We start from the raw sequence: 15236 nt of genomic DNA, 5'->3' as shown, positions 1-15236 counted from the left end.
GTTTATATACCTTGGAAACCTATGCATAGTTAATCTAGGTATGATACTACCTTATTCATCCTTTTATGTCCAGCCTTTGGTTAATTAATTATGTTAAAATAATACTATCTTCGTTTGCTTCTCACGCGTATGAACCGTATTCATCTCGACAATCTTGGCAGTGTACAGATCGTTATCACGAATTAAAGGAGAACTACAAGTATGAGCAAAAGTAAACTTATTTTCTTTCTCGGCGGAGCGGGAAGCGGCAAAACTACGCTTGCCAAAGCGCTCTCCCGCAAATATAAAGCAGCCTTTCTAGACATGGATATCCTGCTTCGTCCTGCCGCGGAGGCCATTATGACGTTACAGGGACTTGATCCGTCAGATCGGGATTCGCCCGAGTATAAACGTTTGTGCCGTGATCTTGGATATCGCATCACCATGGATGCAGCGCTGGATAATGTGGATCTTGGTGTGGATACGATCGTCGTTGGGCCCTTCACCAAGGAGATTGAAACACCCGAGTGGATCGAGCAGGAGCTGTCTCGGATCGGGCGTTCACTTGGTAACACCGACGTTCGAGTGGCATATATTTATTTGCAGGACGAAGCGCAGTATTATAAGCGTATCACAGCCAGACATTCTCCATTAGATGAATGGAAACTTGCAAACTGGGACACCTTTATTACTTCTCTTGCTCGAAAAAAAGTAACCTGGCCGCTCCCGGCGTCATCCATTGCGTATATTGACAACTCTAGTGACAATCCTGCCGTGGCATTTGCTGAACTGGAACGACGAATATATGAGTGAAAGAACGATTCCTTTTATGATCATCTTGGTGCGTTTGCGGCAGTTCGTGTGAAGATACAGCGGGAAGGATGTCAGGTGCGCGGCGTCCAAACTCTAACGATTCAGAGAAGCCTTGTTTAGGCTTTTTTAGAGGATTTAAAGCTCTAACGATTTCACATAACGCTATTTTCCAAAAAACGGCCTAAATACCACTCAAAAGTCACTGTAACAGTGAAATAAGGTATCTGGAGATCGTTAGATTTTTATGTCATTTAATATGGAGGAAATAACGCTTCTGGGAATCGTTAGTGATTCGCCCCCTTGATATTGGACACCAGCTAGCTCGTTCTCAGATTGATTGGCGCAATATAACGCAAGCGATTTGGGATCAGAGGCTTCGCTCTGTATACTACCTCCCGTTTTCAATGTTACGGGGTACGAGGATGAAAAACTACAAAAAGAAAAGGATCGGTCTCATCCAACCTGTGAGGCTGACGATATCGATCCTGTTAGGCCCTGCTCTGCACCTCTGCCATTTTGTATTTAACATAACTTCATATCACTTTTCTTTGCTTTACTTTACTTTACTTCATTTCACTTAACATCAATTTATTTTCTTGCAGCAAATCACTTCCCGCACTTCCATGATCATTCTAGTCGCTGATTCCCAGTTCAAATCTCATCCGATTCTCGGACTTACCCGGGACATAACGGTAAATAATTTCAGCATAATCGGTATACATCAGCATGGTTGGTTCCGGTGCTTCTGTCTTCACCGTACAAGTCAGTCCCGGCAGCTCCCAGCGCTCTGGTTGTATATCCTGATGACGAATAGATGGTCCTTTGATTTCGAAATATACCTCAATCTCTTCCGCTGTATCCAGCTGCACATCAATGTTCAATGAGTCCGGTGTTACCTCTGCTTCAAATGTAATTCCACGCAAATGACTGTTCCAATCCCCGCCAGTTTCGCGCCGAATAAGACGCAGATAATAACGCTCTCCCGTCTCTGTCTGCCAATGAATGGTCGCCGGATGCATCTGACCGTTCGTATTACGGCTGCCTGACATCGCACCCATCATTCGATTTTCGCCAATCCAGGCCGAAGCCGTGCACAGATTTCGATTTGCTTTTGGATCATCGCGTTCACATAATTCCAGGAACTGTTTCTGCACAAGGCGATCTCCTTGATGAGCTTGGAAATACGGCACAGCCTCGGCAGGAACATCAATGCCAAGCAGCGCGATCATCGGGTCATGCCCCGATTCGCAATTCATCCCGGTTAAATGTTCGTACCCTTTTCCCAGCAAAAGATAGAGAAACACACCGATCGAACTGTGCTCCCGCATCTCCATATCATATGCCCGTGCGAATGGACCTGATAAATTCTCCAGCTTCGCATTGTAATACAGCGCGATATTATTCCACAATCCATGCTCAAGCCGATTAGCGATTTCAGTCATGCGCTCCGTGAATGCATACCTCCTGAACATGCCAAGTACAGCTAAATCAACCCCGTAGTAGGTCGTTGTATTAAATTCGGCAAACGTGCCGCCATACTGCTCGAATTCATGCAGCAAACCTTCGGCCTGTTCATCCGCATGCTGCATCCAGTCGGCACGCTTCAATCGATGTCCATAGTAATGGGTGATGAAGATATGCATCAGTTCAATGTTCGTGTTCATCGGGATTGCATCGGATAATCTGCGGTCCACGGAGCCTTGAACGGCACGTTCCATCGCTTCATCCATTCGCTGAATAAGTGCATCCGGCAGAAGCTCCGAAAATGCTGCGGAAGCAATGGCACACACACATGCGATGAACTCGCGCCAGTTTGGATCATAGCTAATCCAGACCGGAGGCAAAACCCCATGGACGGACGCATAAAACAGCTGTCTTAATTGTTTGACATCTGCTTCTTCCTTCAACAAATTATTTTCTTCCTGCAGCTTATGAATGAACGCTTCCGACACCTTCTCAAAGGTGCGTTCCAGGAAATATGCTGTTCCTGGGGCAAATGATTTCCACGCATAATGACCGGCGGGCGGATGCTCGTCAGTCGACTGGGTTGCGAAAGTTCCGTGATAGATTTCTTCGGGAGCATCATATTGGTAGTCAAGTACTTTATGAAGCACACGGACAGCTCGTTCGACATCACCAGACTTTTGACGAATCAGCAGTCCGAGCGCATAATGTGCGCTGCCTCGTGTGCCGTGTGCCGATGATTCCTCCCCAGAACTGCGGAGCAGGCCAAACTCTTCATCATAAAATCGGTCCATCATGTCCATCGACTGCATGACCAGATGCTGCTGTTCTTCCGACATCTTCTTGACCATGGGTTGTGTCATATTCTGAGACCTCCTGTAACGTTACCTTTTAGAGTATGATTGCCTGCCGTTACAACTGCCGTTATTTTTTTGTTGAAATCCAGCATTCATGCATAATATCTCTACTATCTTCCCGTTTACCCTGCTCTTCTCTCTGAACATTAGTTCTTGCCATGACTAAAGGAGTGGGTAAACCCTCCGCTGTTCTTTGGCCTGTCTGCTGACCATATACAAAATAACTGCACCCATCGCGGCACTAATGGTACAAGCCAAATACATGACCGACGGTCCCCCTGTGTCCAGTAAATAACCGTTAAGCATGCTGCCCACGATACCGCCAAGTCCTGCAAACACCATATTAAACAAACTTTGCCCCGTTGCCTGCATTTCACGTCCGGTGACGGAAGCCACATATTCTACAGCCGCGATATAGAAAAATCCAAAGGATAACCCGTGCAGCACCTGAACGCCGATCATCACTTCCGGACTAGGCCACAGCCATTGAATTCCCCAGCGCAGCACATAGGCACCAGCCGCAAGCAGCATGGTTCGCTCATGCCCCCACTTGCGAAGCACATACGCGGCTGCCAGCATCGATGGAACATTCGTGATGGACGCAATTAGAAGAGCTGTCCCCGTCCAAGCAGCCGACCCGCCAGCCATCTGAAATGAAATAACAAAAAACGAGTTAAACGCCGTCAGCGTTTGATTTACCAGGAAACAACCGGTAAGAAAGAGAAGGAACGTACGATTACGAAGCAGTCCTGCCAAACCTACAGAGAACGTTACAGAAGACGAGGAGATGCTCGTCTGTTTGGGGAGAGTGCCCGCCAATAAAGCACTTAAAATATTGAAAAAAAGAAAAGGAAGCCATAACATATGGATTGAAAACTGGGACAGATACATTCCTGCAGCAAATCCGCCAAGCCCTGTCCCCAGGCTTCCAAACAACCGGATCATCCCGTAAGAGGTATTTGCCGCTCTTGCTGCCGTTACCGCATAGGAATCCGCTGCAGGGATTTGTGTGACTTGAAATACAGTGCATAATGTATAAATCAGAATCAATATAATATACACCTGAATATTATAAAAGTAGGCTAGTGCCGCCGGAACAAGCAGGCTGATTACGAGTACAAGACGCGTCTTTTGGAATTTATCCACCAAAACCCCCCAGATTGGCTGGAGAATGACGGATATTAATGTTCCAAAAGCCATAATAAAACCGGTATCTTTACTGGAAAAGCCCTGTGAAACCAAAATCGGATTGATTTAAGGGTTAAAGATGCCTCCAGCAAGTCCCATGAACAGATACAGGCCCTGCAATTTAATTAATACGGCTTTTGCTTCATTATCATCGGCTTTTCTTTTTTTAGTATCAGCCTTCATATGTCTATCTCTCATCCGAATCTCCATCCTTCTATTTCGGTGTCTCTGCGTTCGGACCCTACCTCTATCTATCCGTCTGCTTCAGGCTGCGTCTAATGGACGCCAGTGCTCCGATTGCCCCTGCCCTATTACCAAGCTCAGCAATGACAATTTGCACCGGAAGTACAATATAACGTTTCAGTCTGGACTGAACTTCATTTAGATAAAAGCTCGGATTGGACGCAGCGACACCTCCGCCCAGCACAATAATCGACGGGTTCAGCAGCGCCGTAATATTGGCAAGTCCTCTTGCCATGTAGCGCATAGGAAGTTCCAGAATCTCAAGGGCTGTCACATCACCTGCTTCAGCTGCCTTAAAGACATGTCTTGCTTCAATTTGATCCGCCTGTCCTCCGGCGAGGCTCCATATCAGAGATAACGGGTTTCCTTTGCCTGATGTAAAATAACTCCTCGCGTGCTCCGTAATTCCCGTACCAGACGTAACTTGCTCAAACACTCCGAACGCATCGCCATCTGCTGCATATTCGGAAGTCAATCCTTCGTCTCCTGCAATGAAGTGTCCGATCTCACCCGCAGCTCCGTTCTGTCCGCTGTATAACGCTCCATTCAGAACCAGCGCAGCACCAATCCCTGTACCCACAGTTACCATTACACTATGACGATGCCCTTTCGCCGCACCCTGATCCACCTCTCCCATAGCTGCCATGTTTACATCGTTATCCAACACGATACCGCCGCTGTAATACTTTGCAATAACAGGACGGATGTCTTCTTCCGGCCATTGAAAAGCAGGTGCATTGCGCATCACACCTTCATCCTGCAGTACGACACCCGGGAATCCCAGTCCTACGCCAGCCAGCTGTTCCCACGGACATCCAATGTCTTCGCAGAATGTTTTTAATTCAGCAAACAGCCAGCGAAAAAACGATTCCGGTTGATCGGCGGCCTGGGTTTGCAGTTTGCGTTCGTGAATTTCTCCCCCCTCCTTCTGAGTGGACAGCAGCATCAGCGTTTTGGTACCGCCGATGTCCACACCTGCAGTCCATGAAGTCTGCAGCTCCATCCTTTCAACCTGCGCGTTTTCAGTGATGTTTGCGTCTAACTGCTGACCAGCTGCACTTCCATGATCTTTATTTGTCATTCCGATTCCTCCTTGGAGAATATCTTTTTTGGCCCACCTTTTAAAACGCTTTGAGAATGCTCGCTTTGTTCGATATAACCTGGAGAGTGGACGTAAAAGAGCTTATTGGCGTCTATTAAAACCATCTAAGGCACCTACCACATACAGTACCAGTGGTGACTACGGGGTTACTACGAATTAATTTGGACTTGCTTCTTACCTCTATTTCTTACTTTCTACCTCTTACCTTTTACCTCGATTCTACAAGCGCTTCCTGCTGCAGATTCTGCAATGTCTGCTGCAGTGCCACCTGCACAGCACCTGTGACAACTGCCCGTTCTCCAAGAGCGGAACAGATCAACTTCGGCTGCACTGGAAATTGCTCCCCAGCCATTTGCCTTAACAAAGGCAGCAATACATCCCCGTTCCCGCCAATTCCGCCGCCCAGCACGATCAGTTCAGGAGCAAGCACCGTGCTGATCTGTCGCAGTGCCGAAGCAATCGTCCGACTGTACTGCTTCATTACTTCCACGGCCTGAACTTCTCCACTGCGCGCGGCTTCAAAGATCACTTCCGGCGTCAGCAGGGTATCCGAAGTGTCCGATGTATCCAGATTATCTGGCGTCTCAAAACCTGCAGCTGACGAGTTCTCTATATCTGATCTAACAAATGTCTCCAGCCCATAATGCTTCGCCAGATGCATCAGTCCGTCTGCTGACAATACATCTTCCAGGCGTCGGCCATCCTCCAGCAGCATCTCGGCTACTTCACCCGTTAATCCGCTTAGACCATGAAGCAGTTGGCCCCGAACCATGATACCCGCACCTGTTCCCGCCCCAATCGAGAAAAAAACAAACAGTGGCGAGTCTGTCGCCGCGCCGCTCCTGTACTCACCAAGCGCAGCAAGATTGACGTCATTATCCAGAATGACATCGCATGGAAAAGCTTGAGCCAACGCATCGCGCGAGAAACTCTGTTCCAAGCCTGCAAGCGGGTCTACAATCCGGCTAATTTGTCCCGATCCCGGCAGGACAACACCAGGAATCCCAAACCCGATACAGCGAAGATCACCCCACTGCAGATCATTCTCCTGCAGCAGCTGCCCCACATAGCTGTACAGCAGGTGAAGTACAGACTTTTCACACGTTTGAGATGATTCTGACGTTTGGTACATCTCCTCCGCTGCTGCCTCTCCATTGAACTGATTTAATCCAGGTTCTGGACTTGGATATCGTTTCGACTTCGATTCTAACTCTCGTTCTGACTCTGATTCCGGCTCTTCCTTCTTTTCCGGAACAATCGGCGGGTAGACTGCATACGCCGTAATCTGTCCGCTCAGGTCTGATAGAGCAATCCGAATCCGTGTGGCTCCAATATCAACACCGCAGACATAATAAGCTTTTTCATTGAATTGAATAAGCGTAGCCTTGCGGCCTTGGGCATTATCAGCCCTGCCCGTCTCTTTCACCAGATTCCGCTCGATCAGATGTTCGACCGCGGATGACACCGTTGGTTTGCTGAGTCCTGTCTGACGGCTGATGTCCGCTCTTGACATGCTGCCTTGAGTAATCAGGGCATCCATAATCAGATTTTCGTTCAAATTGCGGATATATTGCGGCGTGCCAGCCATTGGATCACCTCCATTTTATAGTTTTTATAGTTAGTTAAGTTTCTTAACGAATTAAATTCAATATATCATTCACTTCGGAGTGTGTACAGCTTCTTTTCTGCCAAAACCTATCTTCATCCTGCCATCTGCAGCCGCGACCTATGAGATACGATAATCACTGAAGATCACTTTCATGGTGTAATGAAAAAACGACATACTTCATAAAAGCAAAGGACGAAGCAGTAATCTTGCTCTGCTTCGTCCCTGAACCGCGGCTCTATGGAAATGTTAAGACTTCGAAAGCTCGATAAAGCCTTCTCCGAATACGTCACGTACATCATGGATCGTGATAAATGCGATCTCATCTTCTGCCCGCACAATTTTTTTCAGCATCGGTACCTCTTGTTTACTGATAACAATATACAAAATCTCTTTTGGATTCTTAGTATAGTAACCATGCCCCGATAGAACGGTTACTCCGCGGTCCATCTTTTCAATAACCTGCTTCGCAATCTGATCCTGTTTGGATGAGATAATCATCACGGCTTTTTTGGGATTCAGTCCTTCAATAATAAACTCCATCATTTTTGTACCGACAAAGAGCAGCACAATTGTACACATCAAACCCTGTGGTCCAATAATAAAGTACGACGAGAATGCCACAATTAGGTCAAAAAACAGCAATCCATAGCTGATATTCCAGTCCAGATATTTGTTCGCAAGCCGCGCCAAAATAACCGTGCCTGCTGTGGTCCCTCCCACTCTGACAATCAAACCAATGCCCAGACCGGCGAACACCCCTGCAAAGATTGTATTAACCCACAGCTCATCTGAAGCAATGCTCCAGCTTTCTGTCAGGTGCAGGAACAGGGAATTAAAGATAACCGCTATAATTGTGTACACCGTCGTTGTTCGATCAAGAAACTTGTAACCTACAATTAACAAAAGACCATTAAGAATCAGGTTCATAAGCCCCGGGGACCAGTGGAACAAGTAATACAGAATGATGGTAATTCCTGTTACGCCGCCCTCTGCGAGATCATTCGGGATGACAAACAAGTTAACCGCCAGTGCAAACAGAAAGGCACCAGCCATAAGAAATAAAATATCCGTAATTCTTTTTTTCATGCAGCGCTCCACCCTATTCATCCAGAATTAAACTCTTACTTATCTAACCTTCGAATAAAATATTTGTGATCTAACTTCATTTAAATAAATCTGTTACTCAGCTTCATCTAAACGCACTGTCATATACACTCAAGGTTAGATTCTACCACGCTCTTCGCAAAATTTGTATACATAATACAAATTGTTGCATCATTTGTACAAAGGAAATTTGTAACCTCCCTCTTTTCGCAGCTCCGTATCATGAATTCTAAGCTATTAACCATGACAAATGTCATGGTCCATTATTGATATTTATCATTACAACAGGCTGACGTTTATGACTTACGATCAAGAACGCTTTCTTTTACAATGATAAAAACGCTTCCCAAAAGGAGAGTCCTGCCGGGAATCGCAAGATACATCTATTACCGTTGTATCGAATTAAGGAGGAACATACATGAGCAGAAGCAAAGAAATGGCTCTGAAAAAAGAAGTCACCCCTTTTGAAAAAAATGATCTCAAACTAAGCATTCGTCAACTAATCAATACATTGCTCCCGCTCTTCTTATTGTGGGCAGCCGCCTACTACAGCTTATCGATATCCTACTGGCTTACGTTTCCGATCGCACTTGTGGCCTCAGGATTTGTCCTGCGCACGTTTATTATTTTCCATGACTGCTGTCACGGATCATTCTTCAAGAGCAAACGGGCCAACGATATTCTCGGCACCATTACCGGTGTGCTAACTCTAACTCCCTACCAGCAGTGGAAGGCTGAACATTCCATTCACCATGCGACAAGCGGCAATCTGGACAAACGCGGTGTAGGTGACATCTGGGTCATGACCGTGGATGAATATAAGTCTGCCACACCATGGATGCGTCTCTTCTATCGTGTATACCGGAATCCGGTTATCATGTTTGGCATCGGGCCGATCTATGTATTCCTGCTTGCTTACCGCTTTAACCGCAAAGCGGCAAGACGTAAAGAACGAATCAATACCCATTTAACAACCGTTTTAATTATTGCGCTGTATGGCTTCATGTGCTGGCTGATTGGCTGGCAGGCCTTTGTTATGGTGCAGGCACCTGTATTTTTCTTCTCCGGTTTCTTCGGCATCTGGCTGTTCTATGTCCAGCATCAATTTGAAGAGACGTATTTCGAACACGAAGATGAGTGGAGCTATGTGAAAGCAGCCGTAGAGGGCAGCTCCTATTACAAACTGCCCAAACTGCTGCAGTGGGTCAGCGGAAATATCGGATTCCATCATGTGCATCACTTGAGTCCGCGTGTACCCAATTACTATCTGGAGGAAGCACATAATGCAACACCGCCTCTGCAGAAGGCAACAACGATTACGCTTCGTTCCAGCCTGGTTGCGCTTCGTTTCCGTCTGTGGGATGAGGACAGCAAACAGTTTATCAGTTTCAAAGACCTGCGTCGTAATACACGCAAAAGCTACGTTCCGAACCCAATTCGTGTAACTAATCAAGCGAGTCTGACAGAGAAGCCTTAGGCTCTGTCAGATTCGTTTTCTTGTATTCAGACGATAGTCATGCTACAGTCAGGCTAAAAGCTTATTACTATTGTAATGATTCAAGGAGGAGAATAATATCCAGAAGTGGTCACAGCTTTTTTATAAAAATACAGGCTTGAATCCGTACGTATGGCTCGTCTTTTTTATTCTGCCCTTCTATTACATCTCTCAATATTCTCAATTATGGACAATGGTGACCGGCATTATTATCATCCTTGTATTCTTTGTCTGTTATCTGCTGGCCTTCATCACCAAAGGATGGCAGGTCTACATGTGGATCGGACTGCTGATCGCTATATCCATAACGATGACGATTGCATATGATTATGCTTATTTCTCATTATTCCTAGCTTTTTTTATTGGCAATATAAAAAATAAAGCCGGTTTCTTCACACTCTATTCGGTGAATCTTGGTGCAAGCTTCCTGACGGTCAATTTTGGTTTTATCAATCAAAATTCCATGCTGCTTAGTCAGTTTCCATTTGTCTTTATCAGTCTGATGGCTTCTATCCTACTTCCGATCAGCACGTACAACAAAAACAAACGGGAACAGCTGGAAGGCCAGCTGGAAAGTGCCAATAAAAGACTGGATGATCTGGTCAAAATGGAAGAAAGGCAGCGGATCGCAAGGGATCTTCACGACACACTCGGACAGAAACTCTCTCTGATCGGGCTCAAAACCGATCTTGCCAAACGCCTGCTTCGCAAAAATCCGGACCAAGCCATCGTTGAACTGAACGAACTTCGACAAACAGCAAGTACAGCTCTCAAAGAAGTTCGCGAGATGGTTACGACGATGCGTGGAACGCAGCTGGTCGATGAGCTGTTCCGGGCGGAACAAATTCTGAAAGCTGCTTCCATTGAATTTATTTTAAAGGGCAGCTCGAAGCTGCAGGACACCTCTCAGTTGAATGAAAATGTGCTTGGTATGTGTCTGAAAGAAGCGGTCACCAATGTAGTGAAACACAGTCAGGCCTCGGTATGCACCATTACAATAGAAGAAACCCCTTCCCATAATGTTTTAACGGTCCATGATAACGGGATAGGTATCGAAGGTACGCGCAAGCAGGACCGCCGGGGAACCGGAATTCTCGGTATGAAAGAACGACTGGAATTCGTAAACGGATGTATGGACATTCGAACAGGTGCACAGCTGGAAGGCACAGCAGTAGTCATTCATGTACCCAAGCTGGTACGCAAACCTATGAAGGAGGCCGAAGAATGATCAGAATCGTCATTGCCGAAGATCAGCGTATGATGTTAGGCGCATTATCATCCCTGCTGAATCTGGAGGAGGATATGGAGGTTGTCGGACAAGCCAGCAATGGCCAGGAAGCCCTTGCACTTGTGCAGCAGCATGCCCCTGACATCTGTTTAATGGATATTGAAATGCCTGTGAAGAGCGGGCTGGAAGCTGCTGAGGAACTTAAGGGCATGAACTGTAAAGTCATTATCCTTACCACGTTTGCCAGAACCGGATATTTCGAAAGGGCACTCAAAGGGGGAGTTCGGGGATATCTGCTGAAAGACAGCCCGATTGAAGAACTGGCTGAGGCAATCCGCCAAGTGATGAATGGAAGACGTATCTTCGCTCCCGATCTGGTGGATGAAGCTTATGTGGAGGAAAACCCGTTAACTGAACGGGAACATGCCGTGCTCGGTCTCATGGCTGATGGAAAAAACACAAAAGAAATCGCTGGTCATTTGTTCATTACTACAGGGACTGTGCGGAATTACATTTCCATCATCCTGAATAAGTTAAACGCGAGCAACCGCATAGAAGCGATCACCCGATCTAAGGAAAAGGGATGGTTTAAGTAAGCGGAACGGAAAGATGCTGTAACGAATAGTAAGCTGAGCAGCAGCGATACCCGTTATAGATAACAAAAAAGCTTGGTCCAGGAGTCACTCCCCTGTGCCAAGCTTTTTGTGTTACTCACCTGAATTATTTTACCGACACAACCATCTGCAGTGCATCCAGCGGTACCTGCTCCGTTTTCAGCTGATGAATTTGCTTGCCGTCCTGCCATGAGATGGTCACGCGAACCGTTTTGCCCCCACTGGCATACTCCACGTTAACATATCCTTTGTCTTTAGGAGCAGGCAGCATATGTGTCTCCAGGTAGTCGACCATTTTCTTCGCGATCCCCGGGTTATTCATCTGATCTTCGGAGACGGAGCGAATTTGCATCGTCCACCGACCTTCCTGCCACGTCAGGTACTGACTTCCAGCGGCCCCTTCAACCATACCTTTAATACCGTGTCCAAGATCAACCGTCATATCCTCTGGAAAGTTGTCCAGATTCGTTTCCGGAAAGATATCCGTTTGATTCGGATTGGAATATGTTTTCACCTCGTAGCTGGCGAGCCAAGGCACTTTACTATTTGATTTGGTTAGTGATGGATCATTTAACCCAGCAGGTTTGGAAGCCTTGTAGAAGTTCACAAGAAATGCATCGGATGTGTTTGTCGTAATCACCGCGCCCAAATATCGGTCTTTGGGTAGTGGAAAAGAAGTTGGCAGCACAGCGCCGGACATCTTCAACTCACTGCGTACCGACTTAACAACGTCATTGACATCGGATAACTCTGGATGGGAATTACTTCCGTTTGAGTTCGATCCGGCTGTCTCTGTGCTCCCTGACGCGCCCGAATCCCCTGAATCAGAAGCAGCGGTATTCCCTTTTTCGGCCTGAGTAGAATCTCCGGCTGCTGCTGGGGGTGTGCTTCCGGCGGCAGATGTCTGATTCGAGTTTGTTCCTCCGCAGCCAGCCAGAGCAAGCAGAACAGCCGTCGTCACCGGAATCGTCATCCATAATGTGTGTTTTTTCATGATGTGCACCTCCTGAGTTAGAACTGAACTCGTTGTAACGTTAATACAATGTTACCGCTTGTCATTCCAGAAATTCACCGGCTGTACACTCTTCGTTAAAATCTCGAATTGATATCCTTCAGCCTTCAGTGTTTTCAACACTTGAGGCAGTACTTTCAATGTCGCTTCCTGATCATGCATCAGCACGATCGGAGTAATCCCGTTTTTGTTCACCTTGTGAACCTGCGACATCACGTTGTTGTACACTTTCTGATGATCTTTTTTGTATTTCCAATCCAGGGAATCGACGTTCCAGTCCCACAAATGGAATCCGCCTTGACCGAGAAGCGCATTGCGATAGGCCGTCTTGAGATATGGCTTGCTGCCATATGGCGTACGCACAAGACTCGTTTTAACTCCCGCAGCTTTGTTCAGGCTCTCATTAGCCTGCTGCATTTCTTTTAATCCACTATAAGCTGTTTTGTAAAATTTACTAACCTCATGTGTTACACCGTGCAGGCCAAGACCATGTCCTTCCTTTACAATACGCTGCGTGCTTTTTTTATATTGTTCCATATGAGGTCCGAGCATAAAAAATGTAGCTTTGACTTTATATTGATCCAAAATATCGAGAAGCTCTCCGGTATGAGCTGAAGGACCGTCATCAAATGTCAAGTAGATGATCTTGGCGTTAGCCTTGCTGACCGCTTTCTCCTTGGATGATGCAGCCGAGGCAGAATGCGGCATGAATAACAGTGGAAACAAAAGTAAGATGGCAAGTGTGGTAAGTAATGATTTACGAATGTGCAGCATAATAATAGTCTCCCTTATGTGTGTTTTTCCCCGGGTGTGTGTAATCGTTTCTACTCGTATCCCATGGCGATTAATTTTAATAGTATCAGAGACACGACCAGCTCTTCTCGCTTCAAAGGCTACGGTAGAGTTACACTTTTGTCAGATAAACTTAAAAATTAAAACGATTTTGATAGATTTGATCTTGTGTATGCGCCCGTAAGAATAGATCAATTCTGACATATACTCTATTACCCTATTTTAGCATTTTGATAGACTTCTATTTATTTTCATTCAGCACAGCAAAAAAAGCCTGCACGTATGCAGGCTTTCTTCCGTGAAGCCGCGACCTGAAGGGACGATGACCATTTTCTCAAACGCCCTCGCTGCTCTTCTTTAAATATTGCAGCTGGTATACGGTATGTACTGTTAATGAAGCATCCGGTTATCGAGTTATTAAGCTGTGCCAAAACCGTAACAGCCATGATATTCGGAAGTTCTGCTCTCCTTACTCCGCAGGAGCCGTAAATGAACGTTTGCCGAACTCTGCATCCAGCATGTAGAAAGCGTTGCTGTCATTTTCGATACGGCGGAGCTTTTGAATGATATTATCAAACAGAGCTTCCTCTTCGACCTGCTCATCAATGAACCACTTCAAGAAATACATTGTAGCGTGTTCACGCTCATTCAATGCGATATCCGCCAGGGCGTAGAACTTCTTCGTGTTCTGCTGCTCATGCGCATAACCGTGTTCAAATACATCCAGCATGGAGCTGTATTCGTTCTTCGGTTCAGGCATCGCCGCAAGGGTAGCGCGGTGTCCGCGATCATTCAGGAACTTATAAATTTTCATACCATGGAAACGCTCTTCTTCCGCCTGCACGATGAAGAAGTTGGCAAATCCATCCAGACTTTTGCTGGAACAATATGCAGCCATCGCCATGTAGACATGAGCGGAATAAAACTCAAAGTTCATCTGCTCGTTCAACGACGCAGTCAGTTCTTGACTCATGAAAAGCACCTCTTTCTTTCTGTGGGAATGCTTTTATTTTAACATAATATGAAAGCCGCTTGCACCCGCTTTTCTACATCATTCGTCAAGGATTGACGAGAACACGCTGGAATAAAAAAAGCTCTGCCGTGACGGCAGAGCTTCTTTTCATCATTTCGGGTAGAAATGATTATACCAAGAACGCTTTGGAGATGATTACCAACAGGATGAACAGAACCAGAATCGCGCCTACGGAAGTAAAACCACCATAGCCGTAACCTCTTGTTTCTCCACCTACAACTTCGCTCATTGACTGTACCTCCTCTGCAACAGGTATGGGTTATCTTATGCAGAGAAGGATACTTTGACAGGGCGAATGCCCTATTGTTTAAATCCTGTTTACCTATTTTTTAATCAGTAACGCGGCGACTGCACCTGCATAATATCCATAAATGGCACTTTCGCCGTGAATTCTTCTTCCGTATGCTCTACATGAACAAGACGCGTGCGGGAATCCATCTTTACAATAATCCCCTGCACCTGCTCTTCTTTGCCCCAGACCGTGAGCAGCACTTCTGAGCGTTCATGAAAAGCCTCTACTAATTGGTTCCCCAGTTCCTCCAGTTCAAACTCATCCCGTGTGGGTCTTTTTGCAACTTTTGCTTTCGCCAATGCGGCTGCCTCCTCTACTACGACGTCCCGATTCCACGGTTGTGTGCCGAGTGCATATTCAATCAGTATACCATTCATTTACGTTTGTGTAATGTCATGACACCTTTTTTCG

General features: G+C 46.2%; 15 protein-coding genes. 4 read left to right on the top strand and 11 right to left on the bottom strand.

Annotation, left to right across the window (positions count from 1 at the left end; translation table 11 throughout):
• The first annotated feature begins 201 nt into the window (after positions 1-201).
• Positions 202-792: an AAA family ATPase gene (locus MKY97_RS12790; protein ID WP_342555780.1), complete on the top strand. Its 591-nt coding sequence runs from the start codon at positions 202-204 to the stop codon at positions 790-792.
• Between the two features lie 632 nt (positions 793-1424).
• Here the strand turns inward: MKY97_RS12790 and MKY97_RS12785 are convergent.
• From MKY97_RS12785 to MKY97_RS12760, 6 genes are all read right to left on the bottom strand, one after another.
• The gene (locus MKY97_RS12785) at positions 1425-3119 is read right to left on the bottom strand and encodes a hypothetical protein (RefSeq protein ID WP_342555779.1); all 1695 of its coding nucleotides are present in this window, start codon (positions 3117-3119) and stop codon (positions 1425-1427) included.
• Between the two features lie 156 nt (positions 3120-3275).
• Positions 3276-4355, bottom strand: coding sequence for an MFS transporter (locus MKY97_RS12780; RefSeq protein ID WP_342555778.1), 1080 nt, complete (start codon positions 4353-4355; stop codon positions 3276-3278).
• A 12-nt stretch (positions 4356-4367) separates the two neighbouring features.
• Positions 4368-4499 carry a hypothetical protein gene (locus MKY97_RS12775; protein ID WP_342555777.1) on the bottom strand — a complete coding sequence of 44 codons (132 nt, stop codon included), beginning with the start codon at positions 4497-4499 and terminating at the stop codon, positions 4368-4370.
• 49 nt (positions 4500-4548) lie between these two features.
• Entirely contained in the window at positions 4549-5625 is a 1077-nt protein-coding gene (locus tag MKY97_RS12770) for an ROK family protein (protein WP_342555776.1), read from the bottom strand.
• A 229-nt stretch (positions 5626-5854) separates the two neighbouring features.
• Positions 5855-7234, bottom strand: a complete 1380-nt coding sequence (locus MKY97_RS12765; RefSeq protein WP_342555775.1) for an ROK family transcriptional regulator — start codon at positions 7232-7234, stop codon at positions 5855-5857.
• Between the two features lie 267 nt (positions 7235-7501).
• Complete coding sequence (locus MKY97_RS12760) at positions 7502-8341, bottom strand: YitT family protein (RefSeq protein WP_342555774.1); 840 nt, start codon at positions 8339-8341, stop codon at positions 7502-7504.
• Between the two features lie 436 nt (positions 8342-8777).
• On the opposite strand from MKY97_RS12760, the gene MKY97_RS12755 reads away from it, so the two are divergent.
• The 3 genes from MKY97_RS12755 (at position 8778) to MKY97_RS12745 (ending at position 11678) form a co-directional block, all read left to right on the top strand.
• Positions 8778-9836 (top strand): fatty acid desaturase, encoded by a 1059-nt coding sequence (locus MKY97_RS12755; protein WP_342555773.1) that lies wholly within the window; start codon positions 8778-8780, stop codon positions 9834-9836.
• Between the two features lie 97 nt (positions 9837-9933).
• Positions 9934-11082 (top strand): sensor histidine kinase, encoded by a 1149-nt coding sequence (locus MKY97_RS12750; protein ID WP_342556317.1) that lies wholly within the window; start codon positions 9934-9936, stop codon positions 11080-11082.
• Positions 11079-11678 carry a response regulator transcription factor gene (locus tag MKY97_RS12745; RefSeq protein ID WP_154984201.1) on the top strand — a complete coding sequence of 200 codons (600 nt, stop codon included), beginning with the start codon at positions 11079-11081 and terminating at the stop codon, positions 11676-11678. The genes MKY97_RS12750 and MKY97_RS12745 overlap by 4 nt, the downstream gene beginning before the upstream one ends.
• Positions 11679-11802: 124 nt before the next feature.
• On the opposite strand, the gene MKY97_RS12740 is transcribed toward MKY97_RS12745, so the two are convergent.
• The 5 genes from MKY97_RS12740 to MKY97_RS12720 form a co-directional block, all read right to left on the bottom strand.
• A complete protein-coding gene (locus MKY97_RS12740) occupies positions 11803-12690 on the bottom strand; it encodes a hypothetical protein (RefSeq protein WP_342555772.1) in 888 nt (295 codons plus the stop codon).
• A 51-nt stretch (positions 12691-12741) separates the two neighbouring features.
• Positions 12742-13482, bottom strand: a complete 741-nt coding sequence (locus MKY97_RS12735) for a polysaccharide deacetylase family protein (protein ID WP_342555771.1) — start codon at positions 13480-13482, stop codon at positions 12742-12744.
• A 487-nt stretch (positions 13483-13969) separates the two neighbouring features.
• Complete coding sequence (locus MKY97_RS12730; protein ID WP_342555770.1) at positions 13970-14473, bottom strand: ferritin; 504 nt, start codon at positions 14471-14473, stop codon at positions 13970-13972.
• Positions 14474-14642: 169 nt separating this feature from the next.
• Complete coding sequence (locus tag MKY97_RS12725) at positions 14643-14762, bottom strand: dihydroorotate dehydrogenase (RefSeq protein ID WP_111272660.1); 120 nt, start codon at positions 14760-14762, stop codon at positions 14643-14645.
• 104 nt (positions 14763-14866) lie between these two features.
• Entirely contained in the window at positions 14867-15124 is a 258-nt protein-coding gene (locus tag MKY97_RS12720; protein ID WP_090920584.1) for a YolD-like family protein, read from the bottom strand.
• Positions 15125-15236 lie beyond the last annotated feature (112 nt).

Source organism: Paenibacillus sp. FSL R7-0652, from assembly GCF_038595045.1.
In the GTDB taxonomy this organism is placed as follows: domain Bacteria; phylum Bacillota; class Bacilli; order Paenibacillales; family Paenibacillaceae; genus Paenibacillus.
The sequence above is the reverse complement of the archived record's forward strand: the minus strand, read 5'-3'. Positions and strand labels throughout refer to the sequence as shown.

Bases quoted from the DNA above. Each gene is read 5' to 3' on its own strand.
- MKY97_RS12735 (WP_342555771.1), bottom strand. From the start codon at position 13,482: ATGCTGCACATTCGTAAATCATTACTTACCACACTTGCCATCTTACTT.
- MKY97_RS12785 (WP_342555779.1), bottom strand. From the start codon at position 3,119: ATGACACAACCCATGGTCAAGAAGATGTCGGAAGAACAGCAGCATCTG.
- MKY97_RS12745 (WP_154984201.1), top strand. From the start codon at position 11,079: ATGATCAGAATCGTCATTGCCGAAGATCAGCGTATGATGTTAGGCGCA.
- MKY97_RS12740 (WP_342555772.1), bottom strand. From the start codon at position 12,690: ATGAAAAAACACACATTATGGATGACGATTCCGGTGACGACGGCTGTT.
- MKY97_RS12755 (WP_342555773.1), top strand. From the start codon at position 8,778: ATGAGCAGAAGCAAAGAAATGGCTCTGAAAAAAGAAGTCACCCCTTTT.
- MKY97_RS12760 (WP_342555774.1), bottom strand. From the start codon at position 8,341: ATGAAAAAAAGAATTACGGATATTTTATTTCTTATGGCTGGTGCCTTT.
- MKY97_RS12730 (WP_342555770.1), bottom strand. From the start codon at position 14,473: ATGAGTCAAGAACTGACTGCGTCGTTGAACGAGCAGATGAACTTTGAG.
- MKY97_RS12765 (WP_342555775.1), bottom strand. From the start codon at position 7,234: ATGGCTGGCACGCCGCAATATATCCGCAATTTGAACGAAAATCTGATT.
- MKY97_RS12770 (WP_342555776.1), bottom strand. From the start codon at position 5,625: ATGACAAATAAAGATCATGGAAGTGCAGCTGGTCAGCAGTTAGACGCA.
- MKY97_RS12725 (WP_111272660.1), bottom strand. From the start codon at position 14,762: ATGAGCGAAGTTGTAGGTGGAGAAACAAGAGGTTACGGCTATGGTGGT.
- MKY97_RS12790 (WP_342555780.1), top strand. From the start codon at position 202: ATGAGCAAAAGTAAACTTATTTTCTTTCTCGGCGGAGCGGGAAGCGGC.
- MKY97_RS12775 (WP_342555777.1), bottom strand. From the start codon at position 4,499: ATGAGAGATAGACATATGAAGGCTGATACTAAAAAAAGAAAAGCCGAT.